A 17,088-nucleotide genomic window follows, 5' to 3' on the forward strand; every position below is an offset into this window, starting at 1 on the left:
CTGTGCTATGGCGATGACACTGAGGCTGTCCGCGCAGCAGACGGAGTCGCTCAGGATGGCGGCAGAACGTGAAGGCATTTCGATGCAGGCGGCTGCTCTGCGCGCTGTCGACGAGTACACCCAGAAGCGGGCGCGCGGCCGCTCTGAGCTGCTCGCACGCATCGTCGAGGAGAACCGGGAAGTCCTCGAGCGTCTTCGTGATTCATGACGGACGAGTACGACTACCTTGACCTGGATGATCTTCTCGCCGCCTCGGCTGCGGCCCTGGGCCACGCTCCGGAGGTCCGTGACTGGGGCCTTCTCGAATCTTCGCTCGCTCGGCCGCGTGCTTCTGTGTTCGGGGAAGACGTCTACCCCGATCTGCCGACGAAGGCGGCGGCGCTCCTTGACTCGGTCGTCAACAATCCCGCGCTTGTCGACGGCAACAAGCGGACCGGCTTCGTGGCGACCGCACTTTTCCTTGGGCTGAATGGGATCATCATCGGAGGGCCCGATGATGCTCGCTATCAGCTGGTGATGGATATCGCTGAGGGGGCGCTCTCCGGAGTCCCTGCAATCGCAGAGCGGCTTCGTGAACTCGTCGTTCGGAGTCCTTAGGGCTGGGAGGTCAGTGATGTGTCTGTGAGTGTGAGTCCGCTCGCCCGGGATCCGCTTCCGCTGCGCGGCCGCGCGGTGCTCATCACCGGGGTGAGCCGCCGTGCGGGGATCGGTTACGCCACGGCCTGCCGTGCGGCGGCGTACGGTGCGAGCGTCTTCTGCCACCACTTCGCACCCCATGACGCGCAGCAGCCGTGGGGCGAGGACAGCATTGAGGCGGTGATCGAAGGGGTCCGCGCCCATGCGCGGGAAGGCGCGGTGGTGGCGCACGCGCATGCGGACCTCTCCCGGGAAGGGGAGCCGGAGCGGCTGGTGCAGGCGGCCTCGGCGGCACTGGGCGGACTCGACGGGCTCGTCTGCAACCAGGCACTCTCCGGTTCCGACGGTGCGCTGGGGGAGCTCACCACTGCCATGCTGGACCGTCACTGGGCCGTGAACGCGCGCGCTTCGATCATGCTGGCACAGGAGTTCGCGCGGCTGTGGGAGGCGGCAGGTGGCTGTGCGCCTGCGGGCACGGCGGGGAGAGCGGGTCTCGAGCCCTCGCTGAGTCCGAGTGACGCCGAGGCCGCGATCGTCTTCCTCACCTCCGGCCAGGGTGAGGGCCCCATGCCGGGGGAGGTCGCCTACGCGGCGGCGAAGGCCGCGCTGGCCGGACTCACCGTGACGCTTGCGGATCAGCTCAGCGACGCGGGGATCAGGGTGAACACCGTGAACCCGGGGCCCGTGGACACCGGCTACGTGACTCAGGAGATGCGGGAGCTGACGAAGGCGCAGTTCCCAGCGGGGCGGTGGGGAGAACCGGATGACCCCGCGCGGCTCCTCACCTGGCTGCTCACGGACGAGGCGCGCTGGATCACGGGACAGGTGATCGCCTCGGAGGGCGGCTTCGCCCGCTGGCGCTGACCGCGGGCCGGGATGAAGGCCGCTGGCTGCCTACGGGGACGGGGAGGCGCTGCTCTCACGTACTCTAACATTTTTACAGTAGCGCCAGAGGGGCCGTGAGTGAGGTGAAATGCCTGGTCAGAAGGGCGAAGACCGTGCTCCGCGGCGTTCTTCCGTTCCAGCTGTCACGTCTACTCTAAAGAAGTCGTTCGAGTAGGTGTGACAGTAGATGCTGGATTCGAGTGCCCGTGCTGACCGCAGGGCGGGCCGGAGGCCGGGGGTGTCGCCTCTTTGCCCTCAGGCCAGCCGCCACGTAGCGCGTGGATCCTGCGGCGACTGCGCGTCCCTGACGATCATCCCCTCTGCTTCGAGCGCTCTGAGGCGTCGCAGCGCGGTGGGCCGGGCCACATCCAGCATCTCCACGATCTCGCCCGTGCCCAGCGGTCTGCCGGCGTGTTGCAGGACGGCGAGCGTGGCAATCGCACCCTTGGGGAGTCGCTCGACGGTTGCGCGATCCAGGAGGGAGTGCGCAGAGAGCGTGACGATCACGTGTGAGGCGCTCTGCCGGAACACGGGGGCCTCGAGGCCGGAGCGCTCCATGACGTCGACCATGCGCCGGATGCCCTCTCCGAGCTCCTGGCCGATGCGCAGGTCCGCACAGACACGGGCGATGAGCGGGTTCCTCGCGTACCGGGTGATGGAGTGCGGGTTGTCGACATCGACGATTCCCGGGAAGCGTCCCGGGCTGGTGACCTCGATCCGGGTGGGGAAGATCTCCACCCGGATGTGATCCCCGGCCATGCTGTAGGACCGGTGGACGACGGCGTTCACGAGGGCCTCCAGCCACGCATCGCGGGGGACTGTCGGCACTGCTTCGAACTTGCCGCTCGGTCCCAGTGCGCGACGACGGGGGATCTGGGCATCGATCGTCTGCGCGGCGCGGTCGATGAGTGAGGGCAGAGGGCCCTCGATGCGTGTGTCGCCGTCCTCGGCCAGACTCAGGGAGGTGCCGCTCCCTCTCTCATCGGACAGGTAGCGGAGGATGCGGACCTGTGCGTGGGGGAGTGCGATCTGCGGGTGCGGGTGGAACAGAAGCGCGGCTGCGATGGTGGGCGCACCCTGACGGTCGAGCAGGCCGCGGGACCTGAGCAGGTGGACAGCCTCCGACTCGGCACCCAGGGCGGATCTGAACTGCTCGATCGCGGTGGTGTCGAGTTCGCTGAAGGAGATGTGCCTCAGTGTGCCGCTGTCATAGGAGCTGTCGCTCCGGTCGTAGAAGAGTTCCTGCCGTTGTGCGTGACTCAGCAGTCGGGTCTCATCGCCTATCCGCAGGAAGCAGTCGCCGTTCGTCATCTCATGGAGGGACTCGCCGGGGAGGACGCGGATGAGGAGGAGTCTGCGGCGCTCGCCGTCTGCAAGGGCCCACGTCTCCTCCGTGCGGATCCGCACGGGTGGCTGCGTGAAGTCGACGGCGGCCTGCCTCAAGGCATTGGCCCGTGCATCGTCCACATGTTCAGCGCGGCCGCTGCTCAGGCCCACGACGACGGTCCCGCCTTCCGCATTGCCCATCGCGACAAGGGTCTCGGCCAGCTTCCTGGGCTGGATGCGGGCCGACTTCCTGTCATGCCATTGGCTCTCCGGCAGAGCGAGGAGAGCGTGCAGGGTTTCGTCCTCAGGCAGGCCGGCGGCATCAGTCACTTCACCGATCGTCATGGCGTGCCCTCCTCCTGCCCTGCTGCTCTCACGTACTCTAACATTTTTACAGTAGCGCCAGCGGGGCCGTGAGTGAGGCGAAATGCCTGGTCAGAAGGGCGAAGACCGTGCTCCGCGGCGTTCTTCCGTTCCAGCTGTCACGTCTACTCTAAAGAAGTCGTTCGAGTAGGTGTGACAGTGGATGCTCGATCCGAGTGCCGGCGCTGACCGCGGGCCGAGCCGGAGGCCGCTGTCTGCCCACTGGGCCGGAGGCCGGGTCGGGACGCACGCCGAGGCCACACGGATCTCCCACGTAGTCTTGGGCTGTGGACATGAGCGCATTCGACGTGACGACCTGGGGTCTGCCGCCCCTCTGGTCGACGATCCTGATCATCCTCGACTACGCGATCAAGATCGTGGCTGTGGGCGTGGTGCCGGAGAACAGGCGGCCGTCCTCCTCGAGCGCCTGGCTGCTGCTCATCCTCTTCCTCCCCATCGTGGGCATCCCGCTCTTCCTGTTCCTCGGGAGCCCCTACATCACGGGCCGGCGGAGCCGGATCCAGCAGGAGGCGAACAAGCGCCTGGTACAGGGCACGGCGGGCATCCCGGACTGGCCGGAGGCCATCGACGTGCCTCGCGACCTCGGCAGCCTCGTCACGCTCAGCCGCAACCTCACCTCCCTGCCCATGGTCACCGGCACGGACCACGGCATCCGCCACGACTACGAGGCGAACATCCGCCGGATGGCCGAGGCCGTCGATGAGGCGCAGGAGTACGTGGACGTCTGCATCTACATCATGACCGCAGATCCCACGACGGAGGTCTTCCTCTCCGCCCTGGAGCGGGCCTCGGCGCGGGGCGTCACCGTCCGGGTCCTCTTCGACCACATCGGCTCCCGCAAGTACGCGGGATTCCGCAGCCTCAAGCGGCGGCTGGACGCGGCGGGGATCCAGTGGAGCCTCATGCTCCCGTTCCTGCCGCTGCAGGGCCGGATGCGGCGTGTGGACCTGCGCAACCACCGCAAGCTCGTCGTCATCGACGGAACCCGGGCCTTCATGGGCTCCCAGAACATGATCGACTCCGCCTACGGCAAGGCCTCCAACGCGCGGTCCGGTCGCCGCTGGAACGACATCATGGTGGAACTCACCGGTCCCATCGTCGCCTCGCTGGAGGCGGTCTTCGCCACCGACTGGTTCTCGGAGACCGGTGAGGACCTCACCATCCGCGCCTACGAGTTCGGCGACCGCATGGCGGAGCGGGAGAGCGCCATCGGTGAGCGCCTCGTCCAGGGCCGTCACCGCGAGAAGGTGCGCAAGGACTCGGAGGTCAACGCGGTCCAGGTGGTCCCCTCGGGCCCGGGATTCCGCACCGAACCGAGCCTCCGGCTCTTCGTCTCCCTCGTGTACCTGGCGCGCAAGCGGCTGCGCATCGTCAGTCCCTACTTCGTGCCGGACGAGTCCATGCTCGCCGCCATCGTCACCGCCGCACACCGTGGAGTGGGCGTGGACCTGTACGTGAGCGAGCAGGCGGATCAGTTCATGGTCGACCATGCGCAGAGCTCCTACTACGAGGCGCTGCTGGAGGCCGGCGTGCGCATCTACCTGTACCCGGCGCCCGCCGTGCTGCACACCAAGTGCTTCACGGTCGACGGGCTGTGCTCGGTGATGGGGTCCTCCAACATGGACATGCGCTCGTTCGGCCTCAACTACGAGGTGAGCCTGCTGGCCTACGGCGGCGACATCACGGAGCGCCTCCACGAGATCATGGACGAGTACCGGGACATCAGCCGCGAGCTCACCCCGGAGGAATGGGCGCAGCGGTCCTGGGGCCGGCGCTGGCTGGACTCCGCGATGCGCCTGACATCCGCCCTGCAGTGAGGGCTCACCCGGCTGGTGCGCGCATGCCTCTCGCAGGCGCCGCCCTGCCGCCGGCGCCCGAGGCGCTAGCCTGGGAGCCGACCGGCCGTGGCAGAGGTCACGGGATCCCGTATCGAGAAGGAGCTCGCAGGTGAGCGACGAGAAGTCAGGGCAGACAGCACCGGAGGCGGCTGCAGGGCAGCAGGCGGCAGCGGGGCAGGGGCCGGCCTCGGGCCAGGCGGACCCCGCGGCCGAGGCCCCGGTCATCGACCAGCGCGGCCTCTGGTTCGAGGAGTTCCAGGTGGGGGCCGTCTACCGGCACGCTCCCGGCCGGACCATGACCGAGGCCGACAACACGTGGTTCACCGCCATCTCGATGAATGCGCAGGCGCTGCACCTGGACGCGCACTTCGCCTCCACGGAGCCCTTCGGCCAGCGGCTGGTGAACTCCATGTTCACGCTGGCCACGCTGGTGGGCCTCTCCGTCCAGCAGCTCACGCAGGGCACCATCGTGGGCAATCTGGGCTTCTCCGAGGTCTCCTTCCCCAAGCCCATGTTCCACGGGGACACGCTCTACGCGGAGACGAAGATCCTCGACAAGCGCCTCTCGCGCTCCCGTCCGGGCGAGGGGATCATCAGCCTCGAGCACATCGGCCGCAACCAGCACGGCGACATCGTCGCCAAGGCCGTTCGCAAGACCATGGTGTTCACGCAGGATCACGCCAAGGGCTGAGGGCGCAGCGGAGGGCCCGGGAAGTTGCTTTGCCACCCACCTGTATGTGGGTGGCAAAGCAACTTCCCGGGCCCTCGCGTGTAGCTGTGCAGCTCCGCCGCGCTCAGTAGAACAGATGCGCCGCCGCGACGATGATCGGCAGGGTCAGCAGCGTGCGGATGAGGAAGATCAGCACCAGGTGGTGGAACTTCACCGGGATCTTCGACGCGAGCAGCAGTCCGCCCACCTCGGACATGAAGATCAGCTGCGTGATGGAGAGGGCGCCGATGATGAACCGCGTCATCTCCGAGGCGATGTTCGCTCCGATGACGGTGGGCAGCAGCATGTCCGCGAAGCCCACGAGGACGGTCTCCGAGGCGGCCTTCGCCTCCGGCACCTGCATGAGCTCGAGGAGCGGCACGAAGGGCGTGCCCAGCCAGGCGAACAGCGGCGTGTGCTCCGCGATGAGCACGGCGACGGTGCCCACGGCCATGATGACGGGGACGATCCCCACCCACATCTCGAGGACGTTGGAGGCTCCGCGGCGCAGCAGGAAGCCGGTGCGCATCTCCGAGGCCTTCGTCAGCGCGCTCGCCCAGGCACGGCGCAGCGCGGAGCCGTCTCCATCTCCACCCGCAGTCCCGGGACCGGCCGGAGCGGCCTGTGCCTCGCGCGGCCGGGTCCCGTCGATGTACTCGTCCGGGATCAGGGACAGCGGCGGGATGCGCGGCATGACGACGGCGGCGATGAGGCCGGCCACCACGATGGTCCCGTAGAACGGCAGGGTCATGTGCTGCAGTCCCAGGAGCCCGATGATCACCACGGTGAACGTGAGGGAGACGACGTTGAAGGTGGTGCCCAGCACCGCTGACTCGCGCTTGGTGTAGAAGCCCTTCTCGTACTGCTGGTTCGTCATGAGGACGCCGATCGTCGCATCGCCGAACCAGGAGGCGAGCGCATCCACGGAGGAGCGGCCGGGCACCGTGAAGACCGGGCGCATGACCCTGTTCATGAGCGCACCGGCGAACTCCAGCAGACCGAAGTCCAGCAGCAGCGGCAGCAGGAAGCCCGCGAACAGGAACACCGTGAACATGAGGACGCAGAGGTCGAGGATGAGGAGTCCGGTGTCCTCACCCCACAGCCCCTCCGGTCCCAGCTGCAGCAGTGTGGCCAGGCCGAGGAGGAATCCCACCACGCGCACGGCGCACCACACCGGGGTCACGGCGAACAGGAGCTTGGGCACGCCGGTGCGCATCCAGGCCGGGCGCACCAGCAGTGCGAGCAGGGAGCCCGCTGCGGAGATCCCCATGAGCAGGACGACGAGGGGATGGATGACGGAGGCGAGAGCTGCCTCGAGGGCCGAGGCCAGGAACGCCACCGGGATGGTCGCGCCCCCCTCGCCGTCGGGCACCGGCATCACGAAGATGACGAGCCCCAGCAGGGAGGGGACGAGGAAACGCAGAGCGGCGGCTGCCCCGTGGGGAGCAGCCGCCCGCTTCCGGGTGAGGCCGGTGGAGTCAGTCAATGGGTTCTCACACCCCGCGGACGATGACGACATCGAGCGTGCGGGGGCCGTGCACGCCTTCGACGCGCTCGAGCTCGATGTCACTGGTGGCTGACGGCCCGGAGATCATGGTGATCGTGCGGGTGGAGTCGATGCGGGCCACCGCCTCCGGGATGATCTCCACGATGGAGGACTCCGGCACCAGGCACACGTGGTGGTCCGGGACCAGGGAGATGGCGCGGCGGCCGCAGTCGGACGCTCCGTCGAGGAAGATGGTACCCGTCTGTGCGCAGGACACGCGCGAGGAGGTGACCACGGCACTCGTCCGGTCCAGTTCGTCGACGCTGAGCACGGTGTCCGCGTCCTCCCGCGTCACCGCCACAGAATCGTCGAGCTCTGCGAGCACGGGCCGCTCCAGTCCCGCGAGCACGCCGCTCTCCAGCGCCGGCGGCACCACGACGGAGCGTGCGTGTGCGAGCTTCTCCGCCACGACGCCCGGCACCTCCGCGGGCTGCGCCTCGACCACGCCGGCCCTGTAGTCGACGAGCCGGTCGACCAGCTGGGCGATGACGGCCTCGTGGTCGAGCGAGCCGGTGCGCAGGTAGTCCCGCGGCACCTCGGCGCTCAGGTCCACGGGCTTCCCCGTGGACGGCACGATGCCCGGGCGGGTGGTCACCCCGTCCTCACGGCCCAGCGCCTCGTGCAGGCGGGTCATGATCTCTTCTCGTGCACTCGCCATCAGCGGTCACCTTCCTTCGCAGCCGTATCGCGGTCGTGCCCCGCGCCCGAGGCCGTTCCCCGGTTCTTCCGCCACCAGGTGCGGAACGACTGGTCCGGCAGGCGCGGCACGTCGCGGCTGGAGGTCCACGTGCCCACCACGCCGGGCATGCGCCGGATCCTGCCGGAGCGGGCGCCGAGCAGGGAGGCCAGCGGCAGCGCACGCTCCGCGAGCGCGATGCGGCGGCCGTCGGCCATCGCCCAGGAGGCCGCCTTCAGGCCCGCGTTCAGCTGACCCGCGGGGCCGGCGAGATCCTTGGCCCGCTGCACGGGGCCGGCCTCGGCGGCGGCCTGCTCCTTCGCCTCGTGGTCCTCCCCGCGCAGGTGCACGAGGATCGAGGGGATGTCGATCTTCACGGGGCAGGCGGAATAGCAGGCCCCGCACAGGCTGGAGGCGTACGGCAGCGAGTCGTTCTCCTCCGCCTGCACGCCGGTGAGCAGCGGCGAGAGGATCGCCCCGATGGGGCCGGGGTAGGTGGAGCCGTACGCGTGCCCGCCCGTGCGTTCGTAGACGGGGCACACGTTCATGCAGGCGGAGCAGCGGATGCAGTGCAGTGCGGACCGGCCGTACTCGTCCGCCAGCGCACGGGAGCGGCCGTTGTCCAGCAGCACCACGTGGACGTTCTGGGGGCCGTCGCCGGGGGTGACGCCGGTCCAGAAGCTCGTGTACGGGTTCATGCGCTCACCGGTGGAGGAGCGGGGGAGGAGCTGCAGGAACACCTCGAGGTCCTCCGGGGCGGGCAGCAGCTTCTCGATGCCCATGACGGTGATGAGCGTCTCCGGCAGCGTGAGGCACATGCGGCCGTTGCCCTCGGACTCCACCACGCCCAGCGTGCCGTTCGAGGCGATGCCGAAGTTCGCGCCGGAGATCGCCACCTTGGTGGTGAGGAACTTGTGGCGCAGGTGCGTGCGGGCGGCCTCGGCGAGCTTGGCCGGCTCATCCGTGAGGGCGGGGTCCACCTCCGGCATCTCGGCGAGGAAGATGTCGCGGATCTCCGTGCGGTTCTTGTGGATTGCGGGCACCAGGATGTGGCTGGGCTTGTCGTGGCCCAGCTGGACGATGAGTTCCGCGAGGTCCGTCTCGAAGGCGTCGATGCCGCGGGGCTCCAGGTACTCGTTGAGGCCGATCTCCTGTGTGGCCATCGACTTGACCTTCACGACCTCGCGCCGGCCGTTGTCCAGGATGGGGGCGTTGGCCTCGATGAGACCCTCCACGATGTTGTTGGCCTCCGCCGCGTCACGCGCCCAGTGGACGTGCCCGCCGGCGGCCTCGAACGCCTCCGCGAACTGGTCCAGCAGCTCCGGCAGGTGCGCCATGACGGTCTGCTTCACGGCGGAGCCCGCGCTGCGCAGCTCCTCCCAGTCCGGCAGCTCGCCCACCACGTTGGCGCGCTTGGTGCGGATGGTGGAGGTGGCGTGGCCCAGATTGCGGCGGAGCTGGTCGTTGCCGAGCTCCCGCTCCGCGTAGTCCGGGAAGTCCTCGAACTCGAAGACGTTGCCCTGGGCCCCGGGGATCGAGGCGGGCACGCGTGCGTGGTCGATGTGGCGGCTGGGCGTGCCCAGCGCCGGCATGCCGAGGAACGTGGTCATCGCAGGCTCCCTCCGGAGAGAACGGGTTCGGACCGGGGCGGCAGCAGCGGTCTCTCCCGGGTGGATGCGAGGATGCGGGCGAGGTGGACGGTGCCCACGTCCCCTCCGCGCGGGTTCTTGGCACCGGTCCGGGAGAGGCCGCCGCCGATGTGCATGAGGCAGCTCGCGTCCCCGCCGGAGCACAGGCTCGCACCGGTGCTCACGATGTGGGCGGCCTTGTCCTCCAGCATGGCGGACGAGACCTGGTGGTTCTTCATGGAGAACGTGCCGCCGAACCCGCAGCACTGGTCCGCCTGCGGGAGCTCGCGGAGGTCGATGCCCTCGACGGTGCTCAGCAGACTCCGCTGCCGGTCGCCGAGGCCCAGCAGGCGCATGCCGTGACAGGACGGGTGGTACGTGACGGGGTGGGGGAAGTAGGAGCCCAGCTGTGCGGCCGCGTCCGTCACCCCGAGGACGTCCGTGAGGAGCTGGGAGAGCTCGTAGGTGCGGCCGGCGATGTCCTCGGCGCGGGAGGCGAGGTCCTCGTCACCGGCGCGGCGGGCGATCATCGGCTGCTGGTGCCCCAGCGAGGCGACGCAGGAGCCGGAGGGGGCGACGGCCACGTCCCAGCCGGGCTCCTCCTCGAAGGCCCGCACATGGCCGGCCACCACGGGGTAGGCGCCGGAGAAGTCGCCGGAGTTGATGTGCATCTGGCCGCAGCACGCCTGTCGCTCCGGGAAGACCACCTCGTGTCCCAGTCTCTCCAGCACGGTGACGGTGTCCTTGGCGACTTCCGGGTACATCGCATCCACGATGCAGGTGGCGAACAGTGCGATCCGCATGGGCGTCCTCCTTCTTCGGACCGCCTGCAGATCGGCGGCCGCCGCGATGCTCTCACTGTAGTCGTGCCCACGGACGCCGCTCAGATAAGGCGAACCTCGCCGAGGCGGGGAAGAGGGCGCGGCTCTAGGATTGTGAGGGATCTCAACTGCAGAAAGGCTGTCTCATGACCTCGACCTTCTCCCTCCGTCCGGCATGGCTGTTCGTCCCCGGCGACCGCCCGGACCGCTTCGCCAAGGCCGCGGACCGCTCCGACATCGTGATCCTGGACCTCGAGGACGCGGTGGCCGAGGGCGACAAGGACGCCGCGCGGAAGGCCGTCGCCGAGGCCGCCGGCACCCTGGACCCGGCCCGCACGGTGGTGCGGGTGAATGGGGCGGACACCCCGCACTTCGCGGCCGACCTCGAGCTCCTCGCCTCCCTGCCCTTCACGATGGTGATGCTGCCCAAGGCGGAGAGCGCGCAGAGTGCGGCGCCGCTGGCGGACTACGGCGTCATCGCCCTCATCGAGACGCCTGCGGGCGCGGTGAATGCCGCGGAGATCGCCTCCGTCCCCAACGTCCGCGGCCTCATGTGGGGCTCCGAGGACCTCATCGCCTCCCTGGGCGGCGGCTCCTCCCGCAAGGCCGACGGCACGTACCGGGAGGTCGCCCGGCACGTCCGCTCCACGACCCTGCTCGCGGCGAAGACGCACGGCAAGTGGGCGCTGGACTCCATCTGGGCCGCGATCGACGATCTCGACGGCCTCCTGGCCGAGGCGACGGACGCCGTGGAGAGCGGGTTCGACGGCAAGGTCTCCATCCACCCCAAGCACGTTCCGGTGGTGCGGCAGGCCTACGCGCCCACGCAGGAGCAGGCGGCGTGGGCCGCCGGAGTGCTCGCCGCGGCGGAGGGGGCCAAGGGCGCCTTCAGCTACGAGGGCTCCATGATCGACGCGCCGCTGCTGGCGCACGCGCGCAACATCCAGGCGCGGGCCGCTGCGGCTCAGGGGTGAGCGCGCTGTCCTCGCCCTGCATCCGCGACACCGTCCTCGGGCTCCTCGACCTGGCGCGGGACGGTGACGGTCTGCTGCCCATCGTGAAGGCCGGCGACCCGGTGCTGCGCACGGTCTGCGAGCCGGTGGACGGTCAGCTCGAGGACGCGGAGCTGCGCGAGTTCGCCGCGGCCATGCACGCCACCATGGCCGCGGCACCGGGAGTGGGCCTCGCGGCTCCGCAGGTGGGGGTGCCGCTGCGCATGTTCGTGGCGCAGGACCCGGCACCGGACGCGGACGAGCTGGCCGCCTCGGACCCTGAGGCCGCCGCCCGCCTCCGGCAGCGCGAACGGGTGCCGTTCGCACCGCGGACGGTGCTCAACCCGCGGTACGCGGCGACGACCGGTGAGACCGCCTCCTTCTACGAGGGCTGCCTCTCCGTCCCCGGCTACCAGGCCGTGGTGGACCGGCCGCGGAGCGTGGCGCTCACCTCGCAGGCGCTCGACGGCACCGCGGCGGAGGAGGAACTCACCGGCTGGCCGGCGCGCATCGTCGCGCACGAGTCCGATCACCTGGACGGCATCCTCTACCTGGACTCCGCGCAGATGCGCTCGCTCGCCTCGGACGAGGCGGTGGCCCAGTGGTGGGGCCGGGCGGACGTGCGCGAGGCCGCAGCCGCTCTGGGCTTCGAGATCCCGGCCACGACGGTGTTCTGAGCAGCTGCGCCCTGAGTTCCGCGCAGCACCGTGCTCCGTCTCACCGGGAGCGGCGGAATAAAACAGCACCGGTGCATGTCAGGACGGGTATGACGACTCTGACCCTGGGCGCAGGGTGCTTCTGGTGCCTCGACGCCGTCTATCAGCGCACTCGCGGTGTGAGCAGCGTGATCAGCGGATACACCGGCGGCCATGTTGACCACCCCACCTACGAGCAGGTGTGCACGGGCACCACCGGTCACGCCGAGGCGCTGCAGGTGACCTTCGACGAGGCCGTGGTGCCGGAATCCGTGATCCTCGGCCTCTTCTTCACCGGGCATGACCCCACCAGCCTCAACCGGCAGGGCAATGACGTGGGCACCCAGTACCGTTCGGCCATGTTCTACCGCGACGAGGCGGAGCGGGAGCGCTTCCGGCAGGCGCTCGACCAGGTGCAGGCGCAGCTGGACGCGCCGGTCGTCACCACCCTGGAGCCGCTCGGCACCTTCTGGGAGGCCGAGGCCGTCCACCAGGATTTCTACACCCAGAACCCCTACAACGGGTACTGCCACTTCATCATCGAGCCCAAGCTCGCACACGCCCGCGCGTACTTCCACGAGTGGGTGGAGTGAGCGGGCGGGCCGGCAGCGACGAGCCGGAGCGCACTGCTCGCACACCCATCCCCGCGGACATCTGGGTCCTCGTCTCCGCCGCCTTCATCGTGGCGCTGGGCTACGGTCTCATCGCGCCGATCCTCCCGCAGTTCGCCGCCAGCTTCGATCTGGGAGTGACGGCGGCGAGCGTCGTCGTGAGCTCCTTCGCGTTCTTCCGCCTCGTGTTCGCCCCGGCCGGCGGCCGGCTGGTCGACCGCCTGGGGGAGCGCCGCGTCTACGTCACCGGCCTGCTCATCGTCGCGGCTTCGACCGGCGCGGTCGCCGCCGCGCAGGACTACTGGCAGCTGCTGCTGTTCCGCGGCCTGGGCGGCATCGGCTCCACCATGTTCACCGTCTCCGCGATGGCGCTCATCGTCCGCCTCGCCCCACCTCACGCGCGCGGCCGGGCGAGCGGCCTCTACGCCTCCAGCTTCGTGTTCGGCAACATCCTGGGGCCCGTAGCGGGCGGTCTGCTCGCGGGCCTGGGCATGCGCCTGCCCTTCATCATCTACGCCGCGGGCCTCGTCGTCGCCGCGCTCGTGGTGTGGGTCCGGCTGGAGCGCCAGCCGCAGCTGGACTCCCAGCCCGTCACGGGGAACCGGCCCGGCCCGGAAGGCACCGGGGCCGAGGTCGGCTCCGGTGAGGCGGCCGCGGCCCCGGCGGAGCGGGAACGGATGCGCTTCCGCGACGCCTGGCAGGACTCCGCCTACAAGGCGGCTTTGGGTTCCGGGCTCGCAGTGGGCTGGGCGGCGATGGGTGCGCGGATCGCGATGTACCCGCTGTTCGTCGTCGCGGTGCTGGGCGCGGAACCGGCGGTCTCCGGCGTGGCGCTCACGGTGTTCTCCGTGGGCATGGCGGTCTCCGTCTCGATGGCCGGGCGGTTCACGGACACGTGGGGCCGGCGGCCGTTCCTCATCGTGGGACTGGGCGTGCTGGGTGCGGCGACGATGGCCGTGGGCCTCGTCGACTCCATCTGGGTGTTCTTCGTGCTCAGCCTGCTGGCGGGACTGGGCGGCGGTCTCATCAATCCGGCGCAGCAGGCTGCTCTGGGGGACATCATCGGGCCGGACCGCAAGGGCGGCACCGTGCTCTCCCGGTTCCAGATGGCGCAGGACCTGGGCGCGATCGCGGGGCCCATCGTCTCCGGCATGCTCGTCGACGCCTTGGGCTACGGACTGGCGTTCACCGTCACCGGTGCCGTGGCGCTGCTGGCCGCCCTCGGCTGGCTGTGCGCCCGCGAGACGCTGGGCACCCGCCCCGCTTAGGGTCCGGGAAGTGACTCAGCCGCCCACGCATATGTGGGTGGGACGGTGACTTCGCGGGGTGACATGTCCAGCAGGGCCCGGTGATGGGCTCTCCCGCCCACGTACAAACGGGCGGATCAGCAGGCGGTGCGGGGCGGCGTTCCTGCCCGGCTCATGAACGTGCACCTCCTGCCCACCGCACATGCGGGTGTGCGGTGCTGTCCGACGGTGCGATAGGGTTGACGATTCTGCATCAGGGCAACAGTGTGGGCAGCGGCCGCCGCCGGCCCCAGCGGGCGACGCGGGCCCCCAGCGGCCGCCGCCGCGATGCCGCACTTCGTGTCGAGGAGGAGAGATGGACCATCCCGCAGTCGGTGAGCCGAAGACGGCCTCGGTCGTGCCGGGCTCTTCCACCCAGAGCGCTGAGGACCAGGGTGCTCCCGCTTCGGGTGCGTTCACGCAGTACCCGCCGGTCCTCGATCCCCGTCCCCGTTACCGCCGTCGCAGGCTCGAGGCGAAGTACAGGCGCAGGCGTGTCGCAGTGGGTGGGGCGGCCCTCGCCGTGGTCATGACGGCGACGGTGGGAATCGTCGCAGCGGGGAAGCTGCAGTCCAACCTCTCCTCGGCACCCATCCGGGAGGAAGGCACGGGGATCGCATTCGGCGACGAACAGGGCACCAACCTCCTGATCCTCGGTTCCGACACCCGCGATCTGGACGGTGACTCATACGGGGACGCGGCCGGTGCGCGCAGTGACGCGATGGTGCTGGCTCATCTGTCCGCGAACGAGAGGCGGATCGATGCTGTGCAGATCCCCCGCGACACGATGATGGAGCTTCCTGCCTGCCCGGACACCGGAGCCGGTGCCTCCGAGGCGCACTACGGGGTGGTGAATGCCGCGCTGAACTTCGGTCCCAGCTGTTCGGTCGCCGCGATCGAAGCCCTCTCCGGAGTGCACATCGATCACTTCATCGAGATGAACTTCGAGGGCTTCCAGTCGATGGTTGATGCGATGGACGGCCTGCCGGTGTGTCTGCCGGAGCCGCTCGAAGACCCCAGGGCGAACCTGGACCTGCCCGCGGGAGAACAAGTCGTCAGCGGAGAGGACGCACTGGCCCTGGCGCGCACCCGCCACGCGGTGGGGGACGGCAGCGACATCGCGCGCATGGGGCACCAGCAGCAGGTGATGTCTGCGATCGTGCAGCGTGCGAAGAGCACCGATGTGCTCACTCGACCGGATCGTCTCTACGGATTCCTCGACGCGGTCACCTCGTCGATCACGGTCGATCCTGAGCTCGACTCCCTGACGGCGCTCGCCGCTCTGGCACGGACTGCGGCAGGTGTGGAGAACGAGCAGATCACCTTCTCCGTCATGCCATGGGAGGCAGAGGAGAACGATCCCAACAGGGTGGTGGCCGGGAGCGGAGCCGCGGAGGTGTTCGCGCGGATCGGGGAAGACGTGCCGATAGACGGTTCCGAGCCCGAGCCGGACAGCGATGCCGGTCTGAAGGAGACCGATGCGGAGGAGCACCTTCCGGCGCCGCCGCAGTCGCCGGTCGCGGTTGAGAACGCCTCGACCCTCGACGGCAGAGCGGGAGACCTCGCACAGGTACTGGAGGAGAAGGGGTTCGCGGTTTCCGGCACCTCCACCGCCGCCCGGTTCGCGAGGCAGACCACCGTCCGCTTCGACGGCTCGCGGCGTGCACGGGAGACCGCCGAGGCCCTGGTGGAACGACTCGACCTCGGCCTGGCTCCCGTGGAGGGCCTGCAGGACGGGGTGGTCGTGGTCCTCGGCACGGACGTGGACGACGTGCTGGGCCTGGGGGACGGCGCAGGAGCCGGCGGCGAGACAGACGACGATGAGCGGAGCGCGGACGGAAGCGCTCAGCCCTCACTCGACTCCAGCTCTGCAGACTCCGCGATGTGCGGCTGATCTCTCCCGGGCCGAGACGGGGTCGCCCCGCAGCGCGTACGGCATGTCGCGGGTCTGATACGCAGCGTTCGCCTGCCGAACGAGCGGGTGCGGCAGGATGGGTTCCATGAATGGGGCGAACCGACCGCAGCCTACGCAGCCGGATCTGCCGGGAGGGCAGGCAGCGGGGCCGCGCAGACCTATGCCGTATCCGCCTCCGGGCCAGCCTCCTCCGGGGAACGGAGCGCAGCTCCCGCCAGGGAGCGGGAAACGACACCCGCCCGGCGCGGCGCAGCACCCGCCCCACGGAGCGGCGCCATTCCCACCGCCCGGCGCGGCACCGTTCCCGCCGCCCGGCGCGGACCGCACTCCACCGCCGAAGCCGGAGAGAGTGCCACCGCCGCGGCCGCACCGCATCCCACCGCCGCGGCCGGAGCGAGTGCTGCCCCGGTCATCCCCGGACGTGCCGGGGCGGAAGCAGACGAAGCCGCGGGGACAGGACCCGGTGCCCAGCTGGGGGCGCGACCTGCGGCGGCTGCTGCTCCTGGCGCTGGTGGGTGCACTCGTCGCAACCGTGCTCCTCGGACTCGCGCGGCTGGGGCTCCTGCGGGACAACAGCCATGAACCGGTCGAAGGCGGTCCGGTCTGGGCCGGGATCTGCGCTGTGTTCCCCGCGCTCATGTTCGGGTTCCTCGTCCTCGACACGGACCGTCCCGACCTCGGCTTCCGGAGCCGAGGCCTGGCGTCGCTCATGCTGCTCGGGACGGTTGCGGCCTCTCTGATCCACACCGCACTGATGATGACGTGGCCGCTCATCCTCGGTGCCCGCGCCGTGCCCGGGACCAATGCCGCAGAGCTGAGCTCCAACTTCGCGAGCATCCTCGTGGTTCTCGTCTTCGTCCTTGCGGCGACCGCATGGTTCGCCGTCACGATCCTCATGATGCTCACCGTGACGCCGCGGGCGATCGTGGCTGGGGCATTCTGGGGCGTGATCCTGGCGGGGCTGCCGGTGCTGGCGTTCCTGGGAGAGATCTTCCTCTTCATGCTCATGGGCGTGCGCCTCTTCGAAAGCCCTCCCACCCTGACGGGGCTGGCGGTGTGGAGCGCTGCCGCGGTGGCCGGCCTCGGCGTGCTGGCCCTGGTGAGCGCCCTCCGCGGCCGCCCGGAGCGGTAGCTCCGCCG

The 17,088-nt window shown here is 69.8% G+C and carries 16 protein-coding genes; 11 read left to right on the forward strand and 5 right to left on the reverse strand.

Annotation, left to right across the window (positions count from 1 at the left end):
* The first annotated feature begins 7 nt into the window (after nt 1-7).
* From Q0A33_RS12885 to Q0A33_RS12895, 3 genes are read left to right on the forward strand one after another with little or no spacing between them, the layout of a single operon-like run.
* Nucleotides 8-208, forward strand: a complete 201-nt coding sequence (locus Q0A33_RS12885; RefSeq protein WP_291797411.1) for a hypothetical protein — start codon at nt 8-10, stop codon at nt 206-208.
* On the forward strand, nt 205-597 hold the full coding sequence (locus Q0A33_RS12890; RefSeq protein WP_291797414.1) for a Fic family protein: 393 nt from the start codon (nt 205-207) through the stop codon (nt 595-597). The genes Q0A33_RS12885 and Q0A33_RS12890 overlap by 4 nt, the downstream gene beginning before the upstream one ends.
* 30 nt (nt 598-627) lie before the next feature.
* The gene (locus Q0A33_RS12895) at nt 628-1,500 is read left to right on the forward strand and encodes an SDR family oxidoreductase (protein WP_291797417.1); all 873 of its coding nucleotides are present in this window, start codon (nt 628-630) and stop codon (nt 1,498-1,500) included.
* A gap of 276 nt (nt 1,501-1,776) precedes the next feature.
* Here Q0A33_RS12895 and Q0A33_RS12900 read toward each other — a convergent pair whose 3' ends face one another.
* Complete coding sequence (locus Q0A33_RS12900) at nt 1,777-3,192, reverse strand: ATP-binding protein (RefSeq protein ID WP_291797420.1); 1,416 nt, start codon at nt 3,190-3,192, stop codon at nt 1,777-1,779.
* A gap of 311 nt (nt 3,193-3,503) precedes the next feature.
* Between Q0A33_RS12900 and Q0A33_RS12905 the strand changes: the two genes are divergently transcribed.
* Together Q0A33_RS12905 and Q0A33_RS12910 are read left to right on the forward strand one after the other, a co-directional pair.
* Nucleotides 3,504-5,048: a phospholipase D-like domain-containing protein gene (locus Q0A33_RS12905; RefSeq protein ID WP_291797423.1), complete on the forward strand. Its 1,545-nt coding sequence runs from the start codon at nt 3,504-3,506 to the stop codon at nt 5,046-5,048.
* Between the two features lie 244 nt (nt 5,049-5,292).
* On the forward strand, nt 5,293-5,760 hold the full coding sequence (locus Q0A33_RS12910) for a MaoC family dehydratase (RefSeq protein ID WP_291797569.1): 468 nt from the start codon (nt 5,293-5,295) through the stop codon (nt 5,758-5,760).
* Nucleotides 5,761-5,863: 103 nt separating this feature from the next.
* Here the strand turns inward: Q0A33_RS12910 and Q0A33_RS12915 are convergent, their stop codons facing one another.
* Genes Q0A33_RS12915 through Q0A33_RS12930 form a run of 4 tightly spaced genes read right to left on the reverse strand, consistent with a single transcriptional unit; the run spans nt 5,864 to nt 10,431 of the window.
* Nucleotides 5,864-7,264, reverse strand: coding sequence for a YjiH family protein (locus tag Q0A33_RS12915; protein WP_291797426.1), 1,401 nt, complete (start codon nt 7,262-7,264; stop codon nt 5,864-5,866).
* A 7-nt stretch (nt 7,265-7,271) separates the two neighbouring features.
* Nucleotides 7,272-7,958, reverse strand: a complete 687-nt coding sequence (locus Q0A33_RS12920) for an LUD domain-containing protein (RefSeq protein ID WP_291797433.1) — start codon at nt 7,956-7,958, stop codon at nt 7,272-7,274.
* 23 nt (nt 7,959-7,981) lie between these two features.
* Complete coding sequence (locus Q0A33_RS12925) at nt 7,982-9,610, reverse strand: lactate utilization protein B (protein ID WP_291797436.1); 1,629 nt, start codon at nt 9,608-9,610, stop codon at nt 7,982-7,984.
* Entirely contained in the window at nt 9,607-10,431 is an 825-nt protein-coding gene (locus tag Q0A33_RS12930; protein ID WP_291797439.1) for a (Fe-S)-binding protein, read from the reverse strand. Before Q0A33_RS12930 ends, Q0A33_RS12925 begins: the two co-directional genes overlap by 4 nt.
* A gap of 164 nt (nt 10,432-10,595) precedes the next feature.
* On the opposite strand from Q0A33_RS12930, the gene Q0A33_RS12935 reads away from it, so the two are divergent.
* The 6 genes from Q0A33_RS12935 to Q0A33_RS12960 all read left to right on the forward strand — a co-directional run bounded on the left by Q0A33_RS12935 (nt 10,596) and on the right by Q0A33_RS12960 (nt 17,080).
* A complete protein-coding gene (locus tag Q0A33_RS12935; RefSeq protein WP_291797442.1) occupies nt 10,596-11,423 on the forward strand; it encodes a CoA ester lyase in 828 nt (275 codons plus the stop codon).
* Nucleotides 11,420-12,118, forward strand: a complete 699-nt coding sequence (locus tag Q0A33_RS12940; RefSeq protein ID WP_291797445.1) for a peptide deformylase — start codon at nt 11,420-11,422, stop codon at nt 12,116-12,118. The genes Q0A33_RS12935 and Q0A33_RS12940 overlap by 4 nt, the downstream gene beginning before the upstream one ends.
* Nucleotides 12,119-12,207: 89 nt before the next feature.
* Nucleotides 12,208-12,729: a peptide-methionine (S)-S-oxide reductase MsrA gene (msrA, locus tag Q0A33_RS12945; RefSeq protein ID WP_291797448.1), complete on the forward strand. Its 522-nt coding sequence runs from the start codon at nt 12,208-12,210 to the stop codon at nt 12,727-12,729.
* Entirely contained in the window at nt 12,717-14,015 is a 1,299-nt protein-coding gene (locus Q0A33_RS12950) for an MFS transporter (RefSeq protein WP_291797451.1), read from the forward strand. The genes msrA and Q0A33_RS12950 overlap by 13 nt, the downstream gene beginning before the upstream one ends.
* Before the next feature lie 334 nt (nt 14,016-14,349).
* The gene (locus tag Q0A33_RS12955; protein ID WP_291797456.1) at nt 14,350-15,927 is read left to right on the forward strand and encodes an LCP family protein; all 1,578 of its coding nucleotides are present in this window, start codon (nt 14,350-14,352) and stop codon (nt 15,925-15,927) included.
* A 484-nt stretch (nt 15,928-16,411) separates the two neighbouring features.
* On the forward strand, nt 16,412-17,080 hold the full coding sequence (locus Q0A33_RS12960; protein ID WP_291797459.1) for a hypothetical protein: 669 nt from the start codon (nt 16,412-16,414) through the stop codon (nt 17,078-17,080).
* Nucleotides 17,081-17,088: the final 8 nt, after the last annotated feature.

Source organism: Brevibacterium sp., assembly GCF_022712115.1.
GTDB classification, from domain to species: Bacteria; Actinomycetota; Actinomycetes; order Actinomycetales; family Brevibacteriaceae; genus Brevibacterium; species Brevibacterium salitolerans.